This window comes from Streptomyces sp. NPDC059718, assembly GCF_042733315.1.
GTDB lineage: Bacteria > Actinomycetota > Actinomycetes > Streptomycetales > Streptomycetaceae > Actinacidiphila.
Genome location: NZ_JBHWGA010000016.1, coordinates 46691 through 61219 on the forward strand (window position 1 = coordinate 46691; position 14529 = coordinate 61219).

At 72.9% G+C, this 14529-nt stretch carries 15 protein-coding genes and 1 riboswitch; of the genes, 2 read left to right on the top strand and 13 right to left on the bottom strand.

From position 1 onward, the window contains the following. Positions 1–112: 112 nt before the first annotated feature. Positions 113–1264, bottom strand: a complete 1152-nt coding sequence (locus tag ACFV3E_RS19470) for a transglycosylase family protein (protein WP_500535731.1) — start codon at positions 1262–1264, stop codon at positions 113–115. A 2-nt stretch (positions 1265–1266) separates the two neighbouring features. Next, positions 1267–1458: riboswitch (cyclic di-AMP (ydaO/yuaA leader) on the bottom strand. A 633-nt stretch (positions 1459–2091) separates the two neighbouring features. Here ACFV3E_RS19470 and ACFV3E_RS19475 point away from each other — a divergent pair. Then, positions 2092–3099, top strand: coding sequence for an aldo/keto reductase (locus ACFV3E_RS19475; RefSeq protein ID WP_500363648.1), 1008 nt, complete (start codon positions 2092–2094; stop codon positions 3097–3099). 67 nt (positions 3100–3166) lie between these two features. Here ACFV3E_RS19475 and ACFV3E_RS19480 read toward each other — a convergent pair whose 3' ends face one another. Beyond that, positions 3167–3799 (bottom strand): GNAT family N-acetyltransferase, encoded by a 633-nt coding sequence (locus ACFV3E_RS19480; protein ID WP_500535732.1) that lies wholly within the window; start codon positions 3797–3799, stop codon positions 3167–3169. 93 nt (positions 3800–3892) lie between these two features. On the opposite strand from ACFV3E_RS19480, the gene ACFV3E_RS19485 reads away from it, so the two are divergent. After that, positions 3893–4390, top strand: a complete 498-nt coding sequence (locus ACFV3E_RS19485) for a peptidylprolyl isomerase (protein ID WP_500535733.1) — start codon at positions 3893–3895, stop codon at positions 4388–4390. A gap of 61 nt (positions 4391–4451) precedes the next feature. On the opposite strand, the gene ACFV3E_RS19490 is transcribed toward ACFV3E_RS19485, so the two are convergent. The 11 genes from ACFV3E_RS19490 to ACFV3E_RS19540 form a co-directional block, all read right to left on the bottom strand. Further along, on the bottom strand, positions 4452–4901 hold the full coding sequence (locus ACFV3E_RS19490) for a phospholipase (protein ID WP_500363652.1): 450 nt from the start codon (positions 4899–4901) through the stop codon (positions 4452–4454). Positions 4902–5165: 264 nt separating this feature from the next. Next, a complete protein-coding gene (locus tag ACFV3E_RS19495; RefSeq protein WP_500535734.1) occupies positions 5166–5840 on the bottom strand; it encodes a cytochrome b/b6 domain-containing protein in 675 nt (224 codons plus the stop codon). After that, positions 5824–6534 (bottom strand): molybdopterin-dependent oxidoreductase, encoded by a 711-nt coding sequence (locus ACFV3E_RS19500; RefSeq protein ID WP_500535735.1) that lies wholly within the window; start codon positions 6532–6534, stop codon positions 5824–5826. Before ACFV3E_RS19500 ends, ACFV3E_RS19495 begins: the two co-directional genes overlap by 17 nt. An 82-nt stretch (positions 6535–6616) precedes the next feature. Beyond that, positions 6617–7798, bottom strand: coding sequence for a 4-hydroxybenzoate 3-monooxygenase (locus ACFV3E_RS19505; protein ID WP_500535736.1), 1182 nt, complete (start codon positions 7796–7798; stop codon positions 6617–6619). 8 nt (positions 7799–7806) lie between these two features. Further along, positions 7807–8982 (bottom strand): bifunctional 3-oxoadipate enol-lactonase/4-carboxymuconolactone decarboxylase PcaDC, encoded by a 1176-nt coding sequence (gene pcaDC / locus ACFV3E_RS19510; protein ID WP_500535737.1) that lies wholly within the window; start codon positions 8980–8982, stop codon positions 7807–7809. 153 nt (positions 8983–9135) lie between these two features. Beyond that, complete coding sequence (gene pcaB, locus ACFV3E_RS19515; protein ID WP_500535738.1) at positions 9136–10566, bottom strand: 3-carboxy-cis,cis-muconate cycloisomerase; 1431 nt, start codon at positions 10564–10566, stop codon at positions 9136–9138. Further along, the gene (pcaG, locus tag ACFV3E_RS19520) at positions 10535–11107 is read right to left on the bottom strand and encodes a protocatechuate 3,4-dioxygenase subunit alpha (RefSeq protein ID WP_500535739.1); all 573 of its coding nucleotides are present in this window, start codon (positions 11105–11107) and stop codon (positions 10535–10537) included. Before pcaG ends, pcaB begins: the two co-directional genes overlap by 32 nt. Further along, positions 11104–11886, bottom strand: coding sequence for a protocatechuate 3,4-dioxygenase subunit beta (gene pcaH / locus ACFV3E_RS19525; protein WP_500535740.1), 783 nt, complete (start codon positions 11884–11886; stop codon positions 11104–11106). Before pcaH ends, pcaG begins: the two co-directional genes overlap by 4 nt. Before the next feature lie 11 nt (positions 11887–11897). After that, on the bottom strand, positions 11898–13091 hold the full coding sequence (locus ACFV3E_RS19530) for a thiolase family protein (RefSeq protein ID WP_500363667.1): 1194 nt from the start codon (positions 13089–13091) through the stop codon (positions 11898–11900). Beyond that, positions 13088–13744: a CoA transferase subunit B gene (locus ACFV3E_RS19535; protein ID WP_500535741.1), complete on the bottom strand. Its 657-nt coding sequence runs from the start codon at positions 13742–13744 to the stop codon at positions 13088–13090. The genes ACFV3E_RS19530 and ACFV3E_RS19535 overlap by 4 nt, the downstream gene beginning before the upstream one ends. After that, the gene (locus ACFV3E_RS19540) at positions 13744–14514 is read right to left on the bottom strand and encodes a CoA transferase subunit A (RefSeq protein ID WP_500535742.1); all 771 of its coding nucleotides are present in this window, start codon (positions 14512–14514) and stop codon (positions 13744–13746) included. Before ACFV3E_RS19540 ends, ACFV3E_RS19535 begins: the two co-directional genes overlap by 1 nt. Positions 14515–14529: the final 15 nt, after the last annotated feature.

Sequence of the window (14529 nt, forward strand, 5' to 3'; positions counted from 1 at the left end):
GAAATGGAAATATTCGATCCGTTTTCGGTCACAGACCAAAGGCATGTGCCCTGTTCCCCGCAAGCGGGGAACAGGGCACAGCCTACCGCCGGATGACGGTGGATCAGTTCGATCAGACGTTGACGCCGTGGGCGCGCAGGTACGCCAGCGGGTCCATGTCGGAGCCGAAGTCGGGGGTGGAGCGCACCTCGAAGTGCAGGTGCGGACCGGTCACGTTGCCGGTGGCCCCCGACAGGCCCAGCTGCTGACCGGCGGAGACCGTCTGACCGGCCGAGACCGACAGCGAGGACAGGTGGGCGTACTGCGAGTACCGGCCGTCGGCGTGCTTGACGACGACCTGGTTGCCGTACGAACCGCCCCAGCCCGCGGAGACCACGGTGCCGCCGGCGATCGACTTCACCTTGGTGCCGGTGGAGGCGATGAAGTCGACACCGGTGTGGTAGCCCTTGGACCACATGGCACCGGCCTGGTGGTAGGCGGTGCCCAGGACGACGTGGTCGAGCGGGGCGGTGTAGCCGGAGGTGCTGGCGGCCTTGGCGGCGGCCGGCTTGGCGGCCGGGGCGGCCTTCGCGGCCTTGGGCGCGCTCTTGGCGGCGGCCTTCTCGCCCAGGGACAGGACCTGGCCCGGGTAGATCAGGTTCGGGTCGCCGCCGATGACCGACTCGTTGTTCGCGTACAGCTTCTGCCAGCCGCCCTCGACCGACTGGGCGTTGGCGATCTTGGAGAGGGTGTCGCCGCCGGCGACCTTGTAGGAGCCGCCGGTGCTCTTCGGCTTGGCGGTGGCGGCCTTCGGCGCCTCGGCCTTCTTGGCGGGGGCGGCGGGCTTGGCGGCCGGCTTCGCGGCGGTGCCGGAGACGCTCTCCGGGGTGGCCGACGGGTTGGCCATGGCCTTCGTCAGACCGGCCTTGGGACCGCACACGGGCCAGGCCTGCGGACCCTGGGTCGCGAGGACCTTCTCCGCGACGGCGATCTGCTCCGCCTTGGTCGCGAGGTCGGCGCGCGGGGCGTACTTCGTGCCGCCGAAGCCGGCCCAGGTGCTCTGGGTGAACTGCAGGCCGCCGTAGAAGCCGTTACCGGTGTTGATGGACCAGTTGTTGGTGCTCTCGCAGGCCGCGACCTTGTCCCAGACGCTCACGGGAGCGGCGTGGGCACCGGTGGCGCCGACGATCGGGAGCGCCACGGCTGCGCCGGTGGTGCCGGCCAGCGCGCTGATACGGGTGATGCGGGTGTTCCGCGGACGACGGTGCTTTCCCTTACCGGGCATGCCGAATTCCTCTCCGACGCCTGCGAGGTAAGCTGTCGGGTTCGGGCTGGAGATGCCCGGCCGCAATGGGGCATGCCGAATAAAGGCATGTCGCTGCGACTTCACCCCTAGCCGTCCCGAGACCAACGGGAACGGCAAACTACCTGGGTCCCCCGCTCCTGCCGTGCGGTCTTGTCATCCGGCGTCCGGGCAGCGGCAGGACTAGGCGTTCTACCCGGAAGAATCTCGCAGGAATTTGTCCTGCGAGATCTGGAAGCTAAACGACGGAATCGTCCCGGAGCAAGGACCGGAATCACGCCCCCCGGCGGACCGCAAGTCGATCATTCGCTTCTGTGACTTTACGTGAGAAGTGTCCGCTCTGTGTAGGCGGAAAACTGGCCCACGGTAATTGCGCGATATCGCCCGGTGAAATCCGGTGGGAAAATTCGACGCTGCGTCGCCGGCGGCCTCCGCGGCGTGTTCGGCGCGTGACACCCATCACGCATCGATTCCCTACGCATGCACTGTGGACGCATATGTCCGGTTAGGCGGCTTAATGCCGGATAAGACAGGACGTGTTCCGGTCCAACCCGCCCCGGACCGCGCCGCCCTGAGGTCCCCCCGGAGGAACGCCCCCCGGGTCCAACCGCCGAGGAGGGTCCGCGATTCCCGGACGGGCCGCTCAGGGGCGGTCCGTAGTGTGGCGTGCGCCACAACCACCCCTCCGGCGGGGCGGGAAGGGGACGTGCAGGACGGCCGCCGTCCGGAAAACGGACGTGACAGCGCCGATTGGGCGACGGTAGCCTCCCAATCCCGCACATTTTCTTACATCGCCCGGGAGCCCTCGCGTGCCCTACCTCGCCGCCGACGACCGCTACGCCTCGATGGAATACCGCAGGACCGGGCGCAGCGGGGTGCTGCTGCCCGTCGTGTCCCTGGGCCTGTGGCACAACTTCGGCGACACCTCGCCGCTGGAGAACCAGCGCGCGGTGCTGCGCCGCGCCGTCGACCGTGGCGTGGTCCACATCGACCTGGCCAACAACTACGGCCCGCCCGCCGGCTCGGCCGAGGCCAACTTCGGCACCCTCTTCGCCCAGGACTTCCGCCCGTACCGCGACGAGCTCTTCATCGCCACCAAGGCCGGGTACGACATGTGGCCGGGACCGTACGGCGAGTGGGGCAGCCGCAAGTACCTGCTCTCGTCGCTGGACCAGTCGCTGGGCCGCATGGGCCTGGACCACGTGGACGTCTTCTACTCGCACCGCTTCGACCCGGACACGCCCCTGGAGGAGACCATGGGCGCCCTGGACTCCGCGGTCCGCCAGGGCAAGGCCCTGTACGCCGGCATCTCCAACTACCCCGCCGAGGCGCACCGCCGGGCGACGGAGATCCTGCGCGAGCTGGGCACCCCGCTGCTGATCCACCAGGCCGCCTACAGCATCCTCCAGCGCGACCCGGAGGCCGGCGTCCTCGACGCCGTCGGCGACACCGGCACCGCGCTCATCGCGTACTCGCCGCTCGCCCAGGGCCAGCTCACCGACCGCTACCTCGAGGGCGTGCCGGCCGATTCGCGGATGGCGCTCGGCCACTTCCTCAAGCGGGACGCCCTGACCGAGCGGAAGCTCACCTTCCTGCACGCCCTCAACAAGCTCGCCGGCGAGCGCGGCCAGACCCTGGCGCAGCTGGCCCTGAGCTGGGTGCTGCGCGACCCGCGGGTCGTCTCCGTCCTCATCGGCGCGAGCAGCGTCGCCCAGCTCGACCAGAACCTCGCCGCCCTCGACGCGGGCCCGCTCACCGCGGAAGAGCTCGCCGAGATCGACCGCCTCTCGGCGGAGGCGGGCGTCCGCGTCCCGTAACGACCGCCCCACGCACAGGACCGGGCCGGCCCCCGCGGGGGCCGGCCCGGTCGCGTCGGTGCCGGGCTCAGACGAGACGGGCCTCCAGCGCGCCGCGGACGCCCGGCCACTCGCCGGCGAGGATGGAGTAGTACGCGCTGTCGCGGACGGTGCCGTCCACGGCGAGGGTGTGGGCGCGGCGGATGCCCTCGAAGCGGCCGCCGATGCGCTCGATCGCCGCGCGGGAGCGCGCGTTGCGCGCGTCCGTCTTCAGGGTGACGCGCAACACGTCCCACACGTCGAACGCGTGGGTGAGCAGCAGCAGCTTCGCCTCGGTGTTGCAGGGGGTGCGCTGGGCGGAGGCGGCGAGCCAGGTGCTGCCGATCTCGGCGACGGTGGGCACCGCGCCGCTGCGGGGCACCGAGCGGCCGGCGGGCGAGGCGGGGACGGCCGTCCAGTGGTCGAGGTCGAGGAACCGTGTGGAGCCGATCAGGGCGTCCCGCTGGACGTCCCGCACGGCGAAGGGGAGCGCGGCCCCGGTCGCCTGGTCCTGGAGGGCCTCCTCGACGTAGCGCGCCATCGCCTCGCGGTCGGCCGGCACCTTTGTGTAGGCGTACGTGTCGCGGGATTCGTCGGCGGCGCGCAGCAGCCCGTCCGCGTGGGCGTCGCTCAGCGGCTCCAGGCGGACGTGCTTGCCTTCCAAGGTCACGGGTTCGGGCATGCCCCGGATGCTGGTGTCCGGCCGGGTCACCCGTCAAGCGCGTTTCCGCGGGGCGCGTCGGAGGCCGGGCGTCATGGATGCGAAAATGGGCGCATGAACAGCAACGACGTGTTCTTCGACATCACGATCGACGGCGAGCCCGCCGGACGGATCGTGTTCACCCTGTTCGACGACGTGGTCCCCAAGACCGCGCGGAACTTCCGTGAGCTCGCCACCGGCGAGCACGGCTTCGGTTTCGAGGGTTCGCACTTCCACCGCGTGATCCCCGACTTCATGCTCCAGGGAGGCGACTTCACCGCCGGCAACGGCACCGGTGGCAAGAGCATCTACGGTGAGAAGTTCGCCGACGAGAACTTCCAGCTCAAGCACACCAAGCCCGGCCAGCTCTCCATGGCCAACGCGGGCCCGAACACCAACGGCTCGCAGTTCTTCATCACCACGATCGTCACCGACTGGCTCGACGGCAAGCACGTGGTCTTCGGCGAGGTCGTCGACGGCATGGACGTCGTCAAGAAGATCGAGTCGCTCGGCTCGCGCACCGGCGCGACCAGCGCCCGCATCGAGATCGCCAAGTCCGGTACGGTCGCCTGACCCGGCTCCGCGAAGCGGCCCGGCACCGGAACGACCGGTGCCGGGCCGCTCGGCGTACGGGTCAGCCGAAGGCCTTGACCGCCTGGTAGTAGGTCCAGGCGGTGCTGTTGCAGGCGGTCGCGGTGGCGCCGCCGTAGCCGGCGCAGATGCGCTTGAGGTCCTCGTAGAAGGCACTGTCGAGGCGGCTCTTGTTGGCGGAGAAGGAGCCCATCGCCTTGTAGTTGCGGTAGCCGAAGTCGTGCCGGGCGCAGGAGTTCTGGAACGGGAAGCCGAAGGGGTTGTCCGGGGAGCTGCTGCAGTAGTCGGTGGACCAGTCGAAGCCGTAGGCCGCCCAGGCGCCCTGGTTGCCGCGGGCGGACCACCAGGCGTTGTAGCTCGAGGCGCTGGTCTGGGTCCAACCGGCGAGCACCTGGGCCTTGTCGGCGGGGGCGGCCTGGGCGGGGACGGTGAAGACGACGGTGGCGACGGCGGCGACCGCGGTGGCGGCGAAGCCGGTCGTGATTCGGCGCATGGGGACTCCAGTCACTGACGGGCGCGGTGTGACGCGCGGGCATGGCGGTGCAACCGGATGCGGAACCGAACAGGTGGTACTGGCGTGCGAAGCCAGAATGGGGGCCCAGGGGTCTATGCGAGTAGATGCCGGACGGCAAAACTTGCATGAACATGACGACATGCCGCCGACGGTGGACGTCGACGGCACGTCAAGAGGCTGACACCGTTGTCTGGTTCACTGACCCGCTGAGCCCGCGGGCCGCACGTCCGCCCCTACGGGGCGTCAGGCGGCGGGGGTGCGCGGCCGGTCCCCGTGCTCCCCGGACCCGCCCTGCTCCCGGGGCTCCCCGGACTCCGTACGCTCCCACCGCGGATGGTGGCGGCGCGCCCATTCCGGCGTGACGAACCCGGTGCGCATCCCCAGCCGCGCCTGCGGGTCGTTGGCCGCCATCCACAGGTGTCCCGCGACCGCCACGGCCACCGCCAGGGCCAGCCAGTCGTGGACGAAGGTCGCGCCGGTACGCCACACCAAGCCGCTCAGGTGCGGGAACATCATCAGCAGCCCGGTGCCGAGCATGACGAGCACCGCGCCCGCGGCGAAGGACGCGTACAGCTTCTGCCCGGCGTTGAACTTCCCCGCCACACGCCGGTCGTGGGGCACGCGGCGCAGCGCGTCCCGCAGCCAGTCCCGGTCGTACGGCGCGAACCGGTTGAGCAGCCGCAGGTCGCGCCGGAAGGCGCGGGAGGCGAGGCCCGCGAGGGCGGGCAGCGGCAGGGCGATGCCGGACCATTCGTGCACGGTGACCACCAGCCGCCTGCGGCTGACGAGTTCGGCGAGCGGGGGCAGGTAGAGGGCCGCCGCCGTGAAGAGGCAGACCAGCATCAGGGCGGCCGTGCTGCGGTGCACCCAGCGCTCGCCGCGGGTGAAGCGGCGCAGGGTCTCAGGACGTGGGGTCATCGTGGCGTCCGTTCGAGCGGCCGACCCAGGCGTCGACGTCGTAGCCGTAGTGCTCCCAGTAGCCGGGCCGCACGTCCTGGGTGACCTCGATGCCCGAGAGCCACTTGGCGGACTTGTAGAAGTACATCGGCGCCACGTAGAGCCGCACGGGGCCGCCGTGGGCCGTGGTCACCGGCTTGTCCTGCATCCGCAGGGCGACCAGGACGTCGTCCCTGCGGGCCTGTTCGAGGCTGAGGCTCTCGCTGTAGACCCCGTCGAAGCAGGTGAAGCGCACGGCGCCGGCACCGTCCTGCACGCCCGCGAGGTCGAGGAGGTGGGACAGCCGCACCCCCTCGAAGGGCGTGCCCGGCACGCGCCATCCGGTCACGCACTGCACGTCGCGCACCATCCTGGTCTGCGGCATCGCCCGCAGGTCGGCCAGGGTGTGGGCGGCCTTCCGGTCGACCAGGCCCGAGACGGTGAGGCGGTAGTCGGTCGCGTCCCGGTGGGGAACGGAGTCCGCCACGTTGTAGATGCGGAAGCCGCCGCCCCCGGGGAGCAGTCCGCTGAGCCCGGTGGGGTCCTTCCCCGCCACCTGGGAGAGCGCCGAGTCCAGGCCGTCCTGCACGCGGCTGCCGAACGCCACCCCCAGGGCGCCCAGCCCGAGCATCCCGAGTACCACGCGCCGGCCTACCGGCGTGCCGTTGCCTTCCATACGTCTCACCGTAAGCCCGCGCGATGTGGTTGCGGACGGCCGGGGCCGCACGTAAGCAAGGCGTAAGAGGTCCGGTCCCGGGCTAACCGATCTCCAGGCCCGCGTAGTTCTCGGCGAGTTCGGCCGCCGCGTGCGGGGAGGCGGCGATCCGGTCGAGCTGGGAGACCTGCAGCCGGGTGTCGAAATCGCTCTGCGCCGGGTCGGTGTGCAGGGTCGTGGTCATGAACCAGGAGAAGTGCTCGGCACGCCACACCCGCCGCAGGCAGGTGTCGGAGTAGGCGTCGAGCAGGGCGGTGGAACCGGTCTCCGCCAGGTCGGCGAGGGCACGGGCCAGGACGATGACGTCGGCGGCGGCCAGGTTGAGGCCCTTGGCGCCGGTCGGCGGCACGATGTGCGCGGCGTCGCCGGCGAGCAGCACGCGGCCCCAGCGCATCGGCTCGGTCACGAAGCTGCGCATCGGCAGCACGGCCTTGGAGGTGATGGGGCCGCGCTCCAGCTTCCAGTCCCCGTCGACGGCGAAGCGGGCGTCCAGTTCGTCCCAGATCCGCTCGTCGGACCAGTCGGCGGGATCGGTGCCGCCCGGCACCTGCAGGTAGAGCCGGCTGACCTGGGCGGAGCGCATGCTGTGCAGCGCGAAGCCGCGGGGCGAGTGGGCGTAGATCAACTCCTCGCAGGACGGCGCGACGTCGGCGAGGATCCCCAGCCACGAGAAGGGGTACACCCGCTCGTACGTCCGCCGGGCGTGCTCCGGGACCGCCGCGCGCGTCACGCCGTGGAAGCCGTCGCAGCCGACGACGTAGTCGCAGGTGAGGGTCTTCTCCCGGCCCTCGTGGCGGTAGCGGACCACCGGGCGGTCCGTGTCCGCCCCCTCGACCGCGTGCACATGGGCGGCGAACAGCAGCGGCGCCCCGTCCTGGAGCTGGAGGGCGATCAGGTCCTTGACGACCTCGGTCTGGGCGTAGACCCACACGCGCCGGCCACCGGTGAGGGCCGGGAAGTCCAGGCGGTGGGAGCGGCGGTCCCAGCGCAGCTCGATGCCGTCGTGCACCAGGCCCTCGCGGTCCAGGCGCGCGCCCGCGCCGGACGAGCGGAGCACGTCGACCGTGCCCTGTTCCAGGATCCCGGCGCGCTGGCGCTGCTCGACGTAGTCGCGGTCGCGACTCTCCAGGACGACGCAGTCGATGCCGGAGCGATGGAGCAGACGGGCCAGCAGGAGGCCTGCGGGGCCGGCGCCGACGATGCCGACGGTGGTGTGTTGCTGCATGTGTTCTCCTACTCCTCTTCTTCCTCGAGGATGCGGTTCGCCACGGCGAACGCGGCGTTGGCCGCGGGAACGCCGCAGTAGACGGCGGACTGGAGCAGGACCTCCTGGATCTCCTCCCAGGTCAGGCCGTTGTGCCGCGCGGCGCGCACGTGCATCGCCAGCTCGTCGAGGTGGCCGTGGGCCACCAGCGCGGTGAGGGTGATGCAGCTGCGGGTCCTGCGGCTCAGGCCCGGCCGGGTCCAGATCTCGCCCCATGCGTAGCGGGTGATGAAGTCCTGGAAGGGGGCGGTGAAAGCGGTGGTGCGGGCGATCGCCCGGTCGACGTGCGCGTCGCCGAGCACGGCACGGCGGACGGCCATGCCCTCGGTGTGGCGGGCGCCGTCGTCGGCGGCCGGCTCGGTGGCGAAGTGCTGCAGGAGCGCCGCGAGGACGGGGGCCGGACGCTCGACGCCGGCCAGGTGGGCGGCGTGCGCCACCTCGGTGAGGCTCGCGCCGGGGATGCCGTCGGCGAGGACACGGGCGTCCGCGACCGGCGTCGCCGGATCGCCGCGGCCCGCGACGACGAGGGTGGGCGCGGTGATCCGGGGCAGGTCGGCGCGTACGTCGTAGGCGGCGAGGGCGTCGCAGAGGGTCGCGTACGCCTCCGGGTCGGCGGCGCGCAGGTCGTCCAGGAGGGCGCCGACGGCGGGGTCGCCGGCGAACTCCGGGGTGAACCACCGGTTGGCCGCGGTGTCGGCGACGGGTCCCGTGCCCTTCGCCCTGACCAGGGCGGCGCGTTCCCGCCAGCCGTCCGGGTCGCCGAAGTCGGCGGAGGAGCACACGATCGCGAGCGCGGCGACCCGTTCGGGGTGGTGGATCGCGAGCCAGGTCCCCACGGCCCCGCCGAGGGAGACGCCGGCATAGGCGAAGCGGTCGGCGCCGAGCGCGTCGGCGAGGGCGAGCACCGAGCGGGCCAGGTCCTCGACCGTGCCGTCCTCCGGGAGCAGCGAGGCGGGGCTGCCGCCGTGGCCGGGCAGGTCCCAGCGGATGACGCGGTGGCCTCGGGCGAGGGCGGGGACCTGCGGGTCCCACACGGCGAGCGAGGTGCCCAGGCTCGGCCCGAGGATCAGCGGCGGCAGGCCGGGGGCGCCGTCCACCCGGTGGTGCGGCAGTCGGGGCTCCACGGCCTCGTACGGCGTGCTCATGCGGGCTCCTCGCGGATGGTGCTGACGGGTGCGTACGGCGGTGTCACGGCGCCCTCTCACCGCCCGGCGGCCGGGCGGGCGCCCGCCCGGGTCCGAACTCCCCCGGACATGGCGTACCCCGATCGGCCCGGTCACGGAAGGGGGCGGGGGCGGTCACGAGGACGTCCCCGCGGGGCCGGGGCGGCGCAGGGCGCGATCGACGAGCGCGCCGGCCGACCCCGTGTAGCGGGTGGGGTCGGTGAGCTCCCGGAGACGTCCTTCGGGGAGGAGGCCGCCGAGAGCCGGGTCCTGCGCCAGGGCGTCGTCGAGGGCGATCCCCTCCTCGGCGACGCGCCTGGAGGCCCGGGCGAGGGCGGACTTGGCCTCGCCGCGGCCCATGAGAGCGGTCAGGGCCGCGGCGAGACGTTCGGTGACCACCAGACCGCCCGTCGTGCCGAGGGTCTCGCGCATGCGGTGCGGGTGGACGCGCAGTCCCGCGGCGAGTCCGGCGGCGTCCCGGGCGGCGCCGCCGACGAGGCGCAACGCCTCGCGCAGGGGCTGCCATTCGGCGTGCCAGGCGCCGGCCGGGCGTTCGTCCTCCGCGGCCAGGGAGCCGTACAGGACGGCGGCCAGCGCCGGCACCTGGCGGGCCGCGGCGGCGATGAGCGTGGCGCGGACGGGGTTGGCCTTGTGGGGCATGGCCGAGGAACCGCCGCCGACGCCCTCGGTGACCTCGCCGATCTCGGTGCGCGACAGCACCAGTACGTCGGCGGCGACCTTGCCCAGCGCGCCCGCCGTGAAGGCGAGTGCCCCGGCGAGGTCGGCGACGGGCGTCCGCAGGGTGTGCCAGGGCAGCACGGGCTCCGCCAGCCCGGTCTCGGCGGCGTAGGCGGCGAGGAGCCGCGGAGCGGTGGCGGCGCTCGTGCCCGGGGCGGTGCCGTCCGCCTCGGCGAAGGCATCGAAGGCGGCGAGCGTGCCGGCGGCACCGCCGAGTTGCGCGGGCAGGTCGCCGCGGACGGCGGTCAGCCGGTCGTGCGCGTCGAGGACGAGGGAGCGCCAGCCGGCCGCCTTGAGCCCGAAGGTGGTGGGGACGGCGTGCTGCGTCAGCGTGCGTCCCGCCATCGGGGTGTCGCGGTGCTCGGCGGCGAGCCGTCCGAACGCCCCGGCCGCGGCGGCGAGGTCGTCCAGGACGGGGTGCAGCGTGCGGGACGCGACGAGCATCGCCGCGGTGTCCAGGATGTCCTGGCTGGTGGCGCCGCGGTGCACATAGGGGGCGGCGTTCGCGTCCCGCTCCCCCACTGCCTCGGTCAGGTCGGCCACCAGCGGGATCACCGGGTTGCCGCCGGCCCGGGCGCGCAGCGCGAGGTCACGCGGGTCGAACCGGCCGGGCTCGGCCGCGGCGGCGGTCACCGTGGCCGCCGCGGACGCCGGCGCGAGCCCGAGCGCGGCCTGCGCCCTGGTCAGCGCGGCCTCCGCGTCTAGCATGCCCCGTACGAAGGCGGCGTCCCCGGTCGCCTCCTCGGCGGCCGACCCGGCCCGGACCGGGGAGAGCAGACCGACGTCCGCGGCGGGGTCAGTCGAAGGCAAGGAAGACCGTCTCCTCATGCACTCCGTCGTACTGGAGCCGGACGTCGAAGCGGTGGACGCGCCCGCCCTCCGGAGTGGCGACCAGGGTGGCGCGCCGCTGCGGCTCCAGGGAGCCGAGCAGCGGGTCGCCCTCGGCGTCGCCGAGGTAGACCCGGGTGTGCAGGTGGTGGAGGAGACCCCGGGCGAAGACGATCAGCGACAGATACGGGACGCCGCCGGGCGGGAGCGTGCGGATCACGTAGTGTCCGTCCGCGTCGGTGGCGATGCGCCCGAAGCCGGTGAAGACCAGTCCGTCGCGCCCCAGGACCGCCCCGGTGACCTGGTCGCGGCGCAGCGAACCGGGGGCGCCGTGCCGGGAGCCGTCGGGGGCGGGCTGCCAGACCTCGATGAGCGCGTCGGGGACGGGCTGCCCCGCGCCGTCGTAGACCCAGCCGTGGACGGTGACGGTGTCCGGGTGCCCGGCGGGGGCGAGGTCGCCGCCCTGGGGGAACGGCAGCGCGTAGCCGTAGAAGGGGCCCACGGTCTGCGACGGCGTGGGGGCGGGTGCCTTGTCGCTCATCGGCCCTCCTCGATCCAGGTGGCGGCCGGGCCGTCCAGGACGATGTCCCAGCGGTAGCCAAGCGACCATTCGGGGGTGGACAGGTCGTGGTCGTACGTCGCGACCAGCCGCTGCCTGGCCGAGTCGTCGGTGACGGACTGCAGGATCGGGTCGTACGCGAAGAGCGGGTCCCCGGGGAAGTACATCTGGGTGACCAGGCGCTGGGTGAACGCCGGGCCGAAGAGCGAGAAGTGGATGTGGGCCGGGCGCCAGGCATTGATGTGGTTGCGCCAGGGGTAGGCGCCGGGCTTGATGGTGACGAACTCGTAGGTGCCGTCGTCCCCGGTCAGGGTGCGGCCGACGCCCGTGAAGTTGGGGTCCAGCGGGGCGGGATGGTCGTCCCGCTGGTGCGCGTAGCGACCGGAGGCGTTGGCCTGCCAGATCTCGACGAGCTGGCCGCGCACGGGCCGGCCCGCGCGGTCCCGGACGCGCCCCGTGACCTTGATGCGCTCGCCCAGCGGCTCGGCCTGGTGCTGCCGCGTCAGGTCGTGGTCGAGGGCGGTGACGTCGGTGACGCCGAAGACCGGGCCCGAGAGCTCGACGGCCTCGGGGTCGCCGGCCGCCGCCCCCGCCGCCACCAACGGGCGCATGGGATGCCGCAGGACGCTGCTCCGGTAGGGCGCGTATCCCCGGTCGGGGTGGTCCTCGGCGGCGGCGCCGTCGGCACGTCGCTTGGCGTAGGCCGCGCGCTCGTCGGCGATCTCGGCGGAGATCTCGCCCTGGGTGAGGGGGCTGCTCATGCGGAGGGCTCCTACCTTTCCAGGACGAGGGCGAGGCCCTGCCCGACGCCGATGCACAGGGCGGCGAGGCCGGTGCCCGAGCCCGCGGCCGCGAGCTGGTGGGCGACGGCGCCGGCGATGCGGGCGCCGGAGGCGCCGAGCGGGTGACCGACGGCGATGGCGCCGCCGCGCGGGTTGACGATCGAGGGGTCGAGCTCGGGCCATCCGGCGAGGCAGCCGAGCACCTGCGAGGCGAAGGCCTCGTTGAGTTCGACGGTGGTGAGGTCGCCGAAGCCCGTGCCGGCCTTGGCCAGCGCCTTGCGGACGGCCTCGACGGGGGCGAGGCCGAAGTAGTCGGGCTCGATGCCGGTGACGGCCGAGGCGCGGATGCGCGCGAGCGGCTCGCGACCGGTGGCCTTCAGGCCTTCCTCGTCCACGACGAGCAGCGCGGCCGCTCCGTCGTTGAGGGGCGAGGAGTTGCCCGCGGTGACGGTACCGCCGTCCTTGCGGAAGGCGGGCTTGAGGCGGGCGAGCGCCTCCATGGAGGTGGTGTCGCGGATCGTCTCGTCGCGCGGCAGGTCCACGCCGTCGACCGGGACGACCTCGGCCTCGTACAGGCCGTCCTTCCAGGCGCGGGCCGCCTTCTCGTGGCTGGCGACGGCGAAGGCGTCCTGCTGCTCCCTGGTGATGCCGTGCCGGTCGGCGATCAGCTCGGCGCTCTCGCCGAGCGGGATGGTCCACCGCGGGTCCATCCTCGGGTTGACCATGCGCCAGCCGAGGGTGGTGGAGTACAGCTCCTGGTGGCCCGCCGGGAAGGCGCGTTCGGGCTTGGGCAGCACCCAGGGGGCGCGGCTCATGGACTCCACGCCGCCGGCGATGGCGACGGAGACGTCGCCGACGGCCACGGCGCGGGCGGCCTGGATCACGGCCTCCATGCCGGAGCCGCAGAGCCGGTTGACCGTGGTCCCGGGCACGGTGACGGGCAGCCCGGCGAGCAGTGCGGCCATCCTGGCGACGTTGCGGTTGTCCTCGCCCGCGGCGTTGGCGTCACCGAAGAAGACGTCGTCGATCCGGGCCGGGTCGAGCTCGGGCGTACGGGCCACCAGCGAGGCCACGACGTGCGCCGCGAGGTCGTCGGGACGCACTCCTGACAGGGCGCCACCGTACTTGCCGACCGGGGTACGGACGGCGTCGACGACGTACACCTCACGCAGCTGCCCGCTCATCGGGCGCTCCCTTCTGCGGCGACGGCGACGTGCACCGGGGCCGCGGTCTTGTCCAGGATCTCCTGCGTGGTGACGCCGGGGGCCGTCTCCACGAGGACGAGTCCCCCGTCGGTGACGTCGAGGACGCCCAGGTCGGTGATGATCCGGTCCACGCAGGCCCGGCCGGTGAGCGGCAGGGCGCACTCCTGGAGGATCTTGGGGCTGCCGTCCTTGGCGGTGTGGGTCATGGTGACGATGACCCGCCGGGCGCCGTGCACCAGGTCCATCGCGCCGCCGATGCCGGTGACGAGCTTGCCGGGGACGGCCCAGTTCGCCAGGTCGCCGCGGGCGGAGACCTGCATGGCGCCGAGCACGGCGGTGTCGATGTGACCACCGCGGATCATCCCGAAGGACAGCGCGGAGTCGAAGAAGGCCGCGCCGGGCAGGACGGTGACGGTCTCCTTGCCCGCGTTGATCAGGTCGGGGTCGACCTCCTCCTCGTAGGGGAAGGGGCCCGTGCCGAGGATGCCGTTCTCGGACTCCAGGACGACCTCGACGCCCTCGGGGAGGTGGTTGGGGATCAGCGTCGGCAGGCCGATGCCGAGGTTGACGTACTCGCCGTCGCGCAGTTCCCGGGCCGCGCGGGCGGCCATCTCGTCGCGTGTCCAGGCCATCAGGCCCGCACCTCCCTGGCCGTGACCGTACGGAATTCGATCTTCTTGTCGGCGGCCTGCTCCGGGGTGAGCGCCACCACGCGCTGGACGAAGATGCCGGGCAGGTGCACCTGGTCGGGGTCGATCGCGCCGGGCTCGACGAGTTCCTCGACCTCGGCGACGGTGATCCGGCCGGCCATCGCGGCGAGCGGGTTGAAGTTGCGGGAGGCCTTGTTGAAGACCAGGTTGCCGTGGCGGTCGCCCTTGGCGGCGCGGACCAGCGCGAAGTCGGTGGTGATGCCGCGCTCCAGGACGTAGTCGACGCCGTCGAACGCGCGCACCTCCTTCGGCTCGGAGGCCAGTGCCACGCCTCCGTCCCCGTCGTAGCGCCAGGGCAGGCCGCCCTCGGCGACCTGGGTGCCGACGCCGGCCGGGGTGTAGAAGGCGGGGATACCGCAGCCGCCGGCGCGCAGGCGCTCGGCCAGGGTGCCCTGCGGGATCAGTTCGAGCTCCAGTTCGCCGGCCAGGTACTGGCGGGCGAACTCCTTGTTGGCCCCGATGTAGCTGCCGGTGACGCGGGCGATGCGGCGCGCGGCGAGCAGGACCGCGAGGCCCGAGTCGAGGGCGCCGCAGTTGTTGGAGACGACGGCGAGACCGCTGACCCCGGCTTCGTAGAGGGCCTGGACCAGCGTGTTCGGCACGCCGCTCAGGCCGAAGCCGCCGACCGCCAGTGACGCGCCGTCCTGGACGTCCGCTACGGCCTCAGCGGCCGAGGCGACCACCTTGTCCATCCTGCGCCCACCTTC